The organism is Alkalibacterium iburiense (genome assembly GCF_039521845.1).
Lineage (GTDB): Bacteria > Bacillota > Bacilli > Lactobacillales > Carnobacteriaceae_A > Alkalibacterium > Alkalibacterium iburiense.
On record NZ_BAAACW010000017.1, the window covers coordinates 68,291 to 76,110 of the forward strand.

Sequence of the window (7,820 nt, forward strand, 5' to 3'; positions counted from 1 at the left end):
TTATGTGATTAACCGCCAATGTAGTTTAATGGATTGACTGGTGTCCCATTGCGGTGTACTTCAAAGTGTAAGTGTACACCTGTTGATGTTCCAGTTGTTCCCATAATGCCTAATTGTTGGCCTTGAGAAACTTGTTGACCAGGTGCGACACTTAAGCTCGGTGTCATATGAGCATAAACGGTTGTATAGCCGTCCCCATGGTCTATAACAACGTGGTATCCTAAACTACTATGATAGGCAGCTGTCGTGACTCTTCCGCCTCTTGCTGCACGGATTGGTCCGCCACCTGCAATGTCAATTCCCGCATGAAGACGACGATCCCCGTGAACTGGGTGCGTACGGTAGCCAAAGCGAGAGGTTAAGCGCCCACTAGCTGGACGAGTCCATCCTGAGCTTGAAGGTGCGCTGTTGTTTCCACTGTTACTTGAAGTGGATATTGAGTTGGAGCTAGAGCTAGAATTAGAGCTCGAGTTAGATTTAGCTTCTGCCTGTGCTTTCTTTTCGGCAGCCGCTCGTTTACGAGCCACTTCTGCTTGAGCTTCAGCTTCTGCTCGTGCTCTAGCTTCCTCTTCTTTTCTTCTCTGCTCTTCCGCTCGACGTTGTTCTTCTGCTCGACGGCGTGCTTCTTCGATAATACGCTGTTGTTCTTTTTGCATTTCTTTATTTAATGTGCTTGTACGTTCAGCTATGATAGATTGCTCGTTAATGAAAGACGCTCTTTCTTCTGCATTCATTTCATATTTTTCTGCTACTTGGATGATTTTGTCATCCAATTCCATTCTTTGAGCAATTAAGTTGTTTCTATCGACTTCCAATTGTGCTTTGATGCTTTCAACTTCTTCTTGCTCTGCTTTTACTTGATTTTCAGCATCTTCTAATGCCTTTCGGTCTTCAACTTGAGCCTGCATAGTGGATTGGTTAGCTGAAATTAAAGTGTTTACCACACTAATACGTCCAATTAAGTCAGACAAGCTGTCGGCAGACATCAAGATATCTACAATGTCAGCTGGGTTTCCATTTTTTTGTACGGAACGCGCTTGTGTTTCTAACTGTTCATTTCTTTGGTCGATTTGAATAATTAATTGCGCAATTTCTGCTTGAAGACGCTCAATCTCTGCTTCTATGCTTTTGATTTCTTCTTCTTTTTCAGAAATTTGTTTAATTAACTCATCAATATTCGCTTGTAAACCAGCTACTTCTTTTTCAAGTTGAGCTTTTTCTTCTTCTAAAGATTTCATCTGTTGCTCTCTATTGCTGATCTCACCACTGATACTGTTTGATTTGTTTTCTAACTCTTGTTGCTGCTGCTGCAATTCTCTCATACGCTGAGATGATGCTTCTACTTCTATAGAACCAACAGAACTAAATGCAGGCACCGCTAAAACGGCCGTTGTTATAATGGCAAATAATCTTTTTTTATTCAATCTTCAAACCCCTATTTCTAATAGTATTCGAGAATTTAATTTATTTAAACATTTCTTTTTTATTAAGTATTATAACTATATACTTACTTAATCAGGTGGCTTTCTTCAAGTACTATGAGAATCATAACATGAGAGCTGAGGGTGTAAGATTTAAATCGTGTAACAGATTTCGGAGTCATTTGTTACAGTCTTGTATTATATGGCGAATATTTGACTAATCGGAAACTTAACAAAGCTTGATATGATAGCATTTTAAGAAATTACAGATGATAAAATAGCTCTTTTTTGCTTAATTTTATTGTGAATGAAAAGTGACAAATAGGTTCAGAACAGTGTCACACTAGCTTTAACTGAGTGAATAATAACGCATTCATCCCTCATTTTGTTTTTCATGACTATTTAGGAAAGTTTGTTTTGTTCAAAAGAGACTAAGGGCCGGATCAACTTATTCCTTTTTCTTTTCATAAAAGATAAATTTTGCTATTCTTAAATAAGCTCTAATGAGTCAAGGAAGGAACATGCACATGCTGTCATTTCAAAACCTCAATACATACAGTCATCTTTTAGATGAAAATGAATTTTTCAGACATTATTTTAATCCCGACACTCGATTCAGATACGATTCCAACTTTTTCCAACTTAAGTTCTCTCCATCCGTATCAGAATTTGAATTAATAGAAGAGATGCAAATATATTTTTCAATCGAAAACCAATTATCTCATATTAAATTTTACTGGCCTGATAACTTAGGCATCAGGCCCGATACATTAGAATATTTAAGCCATCAAGACTATAAACTAGAAAAGTTAGAATTACTGAAGATCAGTCCTGAGTCCTTTCTTTCTAAGTCCACCCCTTCGGCGATAACTGTTGTAGAAGTGGCAGCTGATTTGATGGATACATTAAAAACCATTAATTATATAGAAGACTTAACAATCTCCGAAGAGTACGCTACAAGCAAAGGACCGTTTTATGATGACTTATTTGCCGACCAAACCGTCGTCTTTTACATGGCTTTTTATGATAACGAACCAGCAGGCTCGTGTATCGTTAGTGAGTCCAGGCAAGCGATAGAAATAGATGATTTGTTCACTGTCAAGGAGTTTAGGCAAAAAGGAGTAGCGACTGCCTTACAGCAAAAAGTTATGGCATGGGCTAAAAACCAGAAAAAGCCCGTCATATTGGCAACGGACTCCGAGGGTTCACCTATTACTATGTATAAGAGGCAAGGCTATGAATCAATTAGCTTCCGTATCGGAGCCCATAAAGAAATCGAGGAGGATACTCTATGACCTTAACTACGAGACCTTTAACCAAAGAGGATTTCCACCTATATGAGAGGATGCAGACGCAATTAGAAGAAGATTACATGCTCCGCGTGTTTAATCGTCTAACCGAAGGGGACAACTTCTTATTCGGCTTGTTTGCACAGGATACGTTAATAGCAGTCGCTGGCTATACACTGTTCGCTGATGAATTTGCCATACTTGGACGTTTAAGAAGTGACGTGCGTTATAGAAAAAAAGGATACGGATCTAAAATCATAGAATACGTGATTGAAGAGGCGCTAAAAAACCCCTCTGTACAATGGATTGGTGCGAATACGGAGCAACATAACAAACCCGCTCTCTCTATTTTAAAAAAGTTCAATATGTCACCCGTAGCGACTTTATACGCTGCCCAAACAGATGATGTTTCATCTTTATGCCATAACCAATCTGTATGGCATGAAGTAACTTCTATGGACGAAAAGGTAAAATGGGTACAGAAAACTTATTTAAACCCTGACTTTGAAACGAATGTCTTTCCCATTGAGGCTTATTATCCATTCCCTGCACGACCGTCTCTTTTTGAAAACCAATTAAATAAGTGGCGTTTTTTCGAAAATGACAATCAAACCCGTTACATGATGATAGGGACAGAAGAAAAAGGGAAGAGCTACTTACACGTCGTTTACCCATGGTCTGATTTTATGAAGCAGTCTGGCTTTTTCAAAACTGTACACTCCGAATTAGAACGTGCTAAGGTACAAGAATCGGCGGATCTTATCTGGATGGATTTGACTGAGGAAGAAGTTGCTTCACTCCCATCAAAACACCCTTTTGAGCTTCCTTCTCCTTGGGTTCTTCACGGAAAATCTAAAGAGGCCTTTCGGACTTCTTCTATAGTAGAAGCTTTTTCAGAGGCTAGCCATATGTTAGAGAATCTGGAAAATGAGATTGACGAATTAGAAGCAGAAATGAAGGAAAAGGAACAGGCTTTAGAAGAGTCGCGTCAAAAGTTTCAGGACATTTCAGATACACTTGAAGAGCACTAAAAACCAGCACCATCCTTTTTCGAGGCTAGAGTGATCCTCATGAGTTATATTCGAGAGACAGACTTTTAATAGTCTGTCTCTCTTTCTGTTTCAATCGAGCTTAAATTTTTAAATAGACGAATATCATAGATCCTTAGCAGATAATGAGACTTCCCCCTCATACGACTGTTTTCCATAGTTTAGTATGAGGGGGAAATCGCATTTCAATATCATACTGTTGTTTTTAAAAAACTCATATGACAAGGAAAGACTGTTTCCCTATCATACGAGCTTTTTTCTTCCCTTCAACTGATGTGATTGATGTATAGTTCCTTCATTCCAATGTTAAAATGACACCCGTATGATAGGGTCGTTATTTGACTATCACATGCAACTATACCCATTAAAATTCCAGTGCGAAAACGGAGAAACCTTCCGTGTATGCTGTACGCTTTAATAAGAAAAGTGGCTAGAATGACTTAACAGATAAACAGGTGACTTAGAAACTAAAAACCCCCTTAAAGTTAGATTTAATCAACTTTAAGGGGATAATGTATCCGTACTTTTATAGGTCTTACAATTTTGAATCGTCAACCGCATCTAAAGCTTCATCGATAGTTTTAACAACCTCTTCTAATGAGCCTTCTTCAAACGGAGAGCGTAAATGAGCCGCTTCGACAGTTTCCAAGAAACTCTTGGTTCCTCCCGCTTTACAAATAGCCATATAGTCTTCCCAAGCTGTTTCATCCTTGTCTACAATAGCTCGTTTCCAGAATTGTAGCGCACAGACTTGAGCAAGGGTGTAGTCAATGTAGTAGAATGGAGAACCAAAAATATGTCCCTGTCTAAACCAGAATGTTCCTTTGTCTAAAAAGTCACTTTCTGAATAATCTCTATGAGGGATATACTGCTTCTCTAATTTTCTCCAGGCTGCTTTTCTTTCCTCTGGCGTCCATTCAGGATTTTCATACACTTCATGCTGGAAGTGATCCACTAACACGCCATAAGGCAAGAAACGAACCGTCCCACTTAAGTGATCAAATTTGTATTTTTCTGTCTGCTCTTTAAAGAACAATTCCATCCATGGGTAGGTAAAGAACTCCATGCTCATGGAATGAATTTCACAGGTTTCAAAAGTTGGAAACACAATTTCTGGCTGCTTAATCCATCTGGATTGGTACACTTGGAAAGCATGTCCCGCTTCGTGAGTGAGAACGTCTATATCTCCAGATGTGCCATTGAAGTTCGCAAAAATAAACGGTGATTGATAGTCAGGAATATATGTACAGTATCCTCCACCAGCTTTCCCTTCTTTAGAAAGCAAGTCAACCAGTTCTTTATCGAATAAGAAGTCGATGAATTCAGCTGTTTCAGGACTTAATTCATGGTACATTTTTCTTCCATTTTCAATAATGTAATCTGGGTCTCCTTGAGGAGTGGGATTCCCATCTAAGAACTGAAGAGCCGTATCATAATGCTTCATGTCTTCAATTCCAATGCGCTTGGCTTGTCTATCAGCTAACTTTTTAGTTAAAGGAACAACATAATCTAGAACTTGTTTACGGTACACTTCAACCATGTCACGGTTATAGTCGAATCGTTTCATTCTAACGTACCCCAATTCTACGAAGTCTTTATAGCCTAATTTTTTCGCCATCGTGTCTCTTACTTTGACTAACTCGTCGTAAAGGCGATCAATTTCATCTTCTTGTTCCTTAAAGAAGCTCAAGTGAGCCTCAGAAGCCTCTTTTCTCACTTGTCGATCTTTTGATTCCAAGTAGGGACCAAATTGAGAAAGCGTCAGTTTCTTCCCGTCAAACTCAATTTCAGCAGAAGCCAGTAACTTTTGATAATCGCTGCTTAACTGGTTTTCTTTTTGCATTAAGTCAATGACTTTTGAATCAAAAGAATCCAATTCATATTGCATATTTTGGAAGAATGTACGCGGATAGGCATTTTTCAGTTCCTCTATATAAGGAGAGTCCATAACGGCTTTATAATAAGTCGTGCTCAACTCCTGATAGTAAGGGAAGTACTCATTCCAATACTTGTCCTCTTCTTCGTAGAACTCGTCTTTCGTATTAATAGAGTAGCGAATGGATGCTAAGGTAGCCATTGTTTCGAGTGATGCTGTTAAATTAGAAATCTCATCGATAGACTCTTTAACCTCTTCCACCGAATCCGCACTCTTTAAATTGTCAACCAGTAGTAAAAAGTCTTTTTTATATAGCTCATACTCTGGTCTCTCATAAGTATAGTCGTTAAATTTCATTGTGTTCCTCCTATGCTACTTTTAGTTTAGTTAAGTATAGCACAAGAATGAGAAAATCAATATAAAACTATTAAAAAACAGAGTGAATAAATTATATTTTTTTCTAAGTTCTATACTTAATGCATTCGGAAAATGATAACGGAATATCTAATTTTTTTAGTTATAACAATACGCATTTTATGTACTATTAAACGAAAAAAACAACTCTTCAGGTTTTATCCCAAAGAGTTGTCCTTTCATTCATTCGTGTAAGGTTGATTATACCCTCTCTCCTCTGCCCGACAGGTGGTATATCACCAAAAGTTAGATTGTATGATCACCTTTTTACAGAAATTATTCGTCTACGCTTACTTCGCCTTCTACAGTTCCACCATCAAGGTTTGCAGATTCTTGTAATTCTTCAGAAGCAAATGTCACGTTACCAGTGATAGTCGCTTCTTCTAAACTAAATCCTTCAGCATTAACATAAACGTCTCCGTCTAATGTTCCTTGGTGAATGTGGAAGTTTGGAGATTCAACAATTAATTCTGGAACAGATAGAGTGTATCTGTTATTAACGTTGTTATCTTCATCATTATCATAAAGACCCAACTTACGGTAGACTTCATTGCTGTCATCACCAGAGTAGTGGAACTCACCTTCGACAGTAATCGCTTCGTCAACTGTTACGTCATCAGTTAGTGCTGTAATCCAGTTTCCGTCTGCGCCTAAAGAAGCAACCACTTCTTCAGGATCAGCTGTAATAGAAGCAGCTGTTACTGCATCTCCGTTGTCTCCGTTATCTGTTGCTGCATCGTCAGTACCGCCGTTGTCACATGCTGCTAAAAATCCGCCTAATGCAACGACTGCTGCACCTGCTGCTAATTTCTTTTTCAATAAACCCATTTTTTATCCCTTACCTTTCAACTTGCAATGTAATTAGTTTCCCTAAATGAAAGAAGAAGCGGAGAGAATAGATATTCGGACAAACCTTCCTCTTTTCATTACTTAGTATACTATAACTTATCGTTGTGAAGTAGTCAACAAATCTGCACTTTAGAAATCCCTAAATAGTTACTCATTGTTTTCTCATAAAAAACCCTCTCAAAAGGCCATTTTGGCTCATGAGAGGGTTCTAAAGCTTATATTATTCTTCTACTCTGATTTCTCCAGTAACTGTACCTTCGTCTAATTCAGCAGACTCCTGTAGCTCTTCACTGCTGAAGATTAAATCTCCATCAATTGTTCCGCCGATTAAACGGAAGTTTTCAGCTTCAACGTATACGTCACCTTCGAATGTACCATTTTGCAAACGAGTGCTCTCATTTTGAATGGTAATACTTGGTGCTGATAATGTAAATGTATCTGTTACGTTACGGTCTTCATCTTGAGTGTATAAAGCTAGTTTACGTTCAGGTTCACCAGCGTTATTTGTGAAACCGTCTACCATGACTAATTCTTCTTCTGTTGTAATGTCATCTTCAAATATTACGATCCAAGCTCCATCACTAGATAACCCTTCTAATAATGATTCTTCATCGTTAACAACTACTTGTGTTGCTCCAGTAGTTGTATCTGCTGTTTCTTCTGTATCTGCCGTTTCTTCAGTCGCGTCATTTGAATTTTCGTTGACGGCTCCTTCACAAGCGGCTAGTACCCCCACGCTTGCTGTAATAAATAATAGTCTGTTCCACTTTACCATATTTGTTCCTCCTGTTTTACTTATGTGATTGATTGCACATTTATAATAACACATTCACAAAGTATGTCAATCACGGGAGTTTAACAGCTGGAATCAATAAAAAGTGACACAAAGCCTGTTATGGCTTTATTTTTTTGTCAAATTTGA

General features: G+C 38.2%; 6 protein-coding genes. 2 read left to right on the forward strand and 4 right to left on the reverse strand.

Going from position 1 to position 7,820, the window contains the following annotated elements; genetic code table 11:
* Positions 1–8: 8 nt before the first annotated feature.
* A complete protein-coding gene (locus ABDZ53_RS01205) occupies positions 9–1,424 on the reverse strand; it encodes a peptidoglycan DD-metalloendopeptidase family protein (protein WP_343753162.1) in 1,416 nt (471 codons plus the stop codon).
* A 524-nt stretch (positions 1,425–1,948) separates the two neighbouring features.
* Here ABDZ53_RS01205 and ABDZ53_RS01210 point away from each other — a divergent pair.
* Positions 1,949–2,716 carry a GNAT family N-acetyltransferase gene (locus ABDZ53_RS01210; RefSeq protein WP_343753164.1) on the forward strand — a complete coding sequence of 256 codons (768 nt, stop codon included), beginning with the start codon at positions 1,949–1,951 and terminating at the stop codon, positions 2,714–2,716.
* The gene (locus ABDZ53_RS01215) at positions 2,713–3,741 is read left to right on the forward strand and encodes a GNAT family N-acetyltransferase (RefSeq protein ID WP_343753166.1); all 1,029 of its coding nucleotides are present in this window, start codon (positions 2,713–2,715) and stop codon (positions 3,739–3,741) included. The genes ABDZ53_RS01210 and ABDZ53_RS01215 overlap by 4 nt, the downstream gene beginning before the upstream one ends.
* A 553-nt stretch (positions 3,742–4,294) precedes the next feature.
* Here ABDZ53_RS01215 and ABDZ53_RS01220 read toward each other — a convergent pair.
* The 3 genes from ABDZ53_RS01220 to ABDZ53_RS01230 all read right to left on the reverse strand — a co-directional run bounded on the left by ABDZ53_RS01220 (position 4,295) and on the right by ABDZ53_RS01230 (position 7,673).
* Entirely contained in the window at positions 4,295–5,992 is a 1,698-nt protein-coding gene (locus ABDZ53_RS01220) for a M3 family oligoendopeptidase (RefSeq protein ID WP_343753168.1), read from the reverse strand.
* Positions 5,993–6,325: 333 nt separating this feature from the next.
* A complete protein-coding gene (locus ABDZ53_RS01225; protein WP_343753170.1) occupies positions 6,326–6,877 on the reverse strand; it encodes a polymer-forming cytoskeletal protein in 552 nt (183 codons plus the stop codon).
* A 241-nt stretch (positions 6,878–7,118) separates the two neighbouring features.
* A complete protein-coding gene (locus ABDZ53_RS01230) occupies positions 7,119–7,673 on the reverse strand; it encodes a polymer-forming cytoskeletal protein (protein WP_343753172.1) in 555 nt (184 codons plus the stop codon).
* Between the last annotated feature and the right edge of the window lie 147 nt (positions 7,674–7,820).

Bases quoted from the DNA above. Each gene is read 5' to 3' on its own strand.
- ABDZ53_RS01210 (WP_343753164.1), top strand. From the start codon at position 1,949: ATGCTGTCATTTCAAAACCTCAATACATACAGTCATCTTTTAGATGAA.
- ABDZ53_RS01230 (WP_343753172.1), bottom strand. From the start codon at position 7,673: ATGGTAAAGTGGAACAGACTATTATTTATTACAGCAAGCGTGGGGGTA.
- ABDZ53_RS01225 (WP_343753170.1), bottom strand. From the start codon at position 6,877: ATGGGTTTATTGAAAAAGAAATTAGCAGCAGGTGCAGCAGTCGTTGCA.
- ABDZ53_RS01220 (WP_343753168.1), bottom strand. From the start codon at position 5,992: ATGAAATTTAACGACTATACTTATGAGAGACCAGAGTATGAGCTATAT.
- ABDZ53_RS01215 (WP_343753166.1), top strand. From the start codon at position 2,713: ATGACCTTAACTACGAGACCTTTAACCAAAGAGGATTTCCACCTATAT.